Origin of the sequence: Rathayibacter tanaceti (assembly GCF_001634385.1) — a bacterium.
Lineage (GTDB): Bacteria > Actinomycetota > Actinomycetes > Actinomycetales > Microbacteriaceae > Rathayibacter > Rathayibacter tanaceti.
This window is the reverse complement of sequence record NZ_LIIN01000321.1, coordinates 1-390: the sequence shown is the minus strand read 5'-3', so window position 1 is coordinate 390 and position 390 is coordinate 1. Positions and strand designations below refer to the sequence as shown.

Here is a 390-nt window from a genome sequence, read left to right as displayed (position 1 = left end):
GATCCGCTCGTCGCCCGCAAAGGGCGCGCCAGCTACCTCGGCGAGCGCGCCATCGGGCACCGCGACCCCGGCAGCGTGTCGACAGTGCTGCTCCTGCGCGCGGCGGCCGAGGCGGCCGCGTGAGCGTCGGGCTGGTCCTCGTCTCGCACAGCGCTCGTCTGGCGGAGGGGCTCGTCGAGCTCGCGGAGCAGATGGCCGGCGCTGTGGCGCTGATCGCGGCGGGGGGCACGGACGACGGCGGCATCGGCACCAGCTTCGACCGGATCACGGCGGCGCTGGGCGAGGCGGAGTCCGGTGACGGCGTCGTCGTCCTCTGCGACCTGGGCTCCGCGATCATGACGGCGGAGACGGCGGTGGAGTTCCTCGACGACGAGGCGCGGGGGCGCGTGC

At 75.4% G+C, this 390-nt stretch carries 2 protein-coding genes; both read left to right on the top strand.

The window, feature by feature from the left end:
• Positions 1–123: DAK2 domain-containing protein (locus ACH61_RS15865; protein WP_153038975.1), on the top strand; the 123-nt coding region annotated here is incomplete at its 5' end.
• A partial coding sequence (gene dhaM / locus ACH61_RS15860; RefSeq protein ID WP_269085093.1) for a dihydroxyacetone kinase phosphoryl donor subunit DhaM occupies positions 120–390 on the top strand: 271 nt, incomplete at its 3' end. The genes ACH61_RS15865 and dhaM, both read left to right, overlap by 4 nt.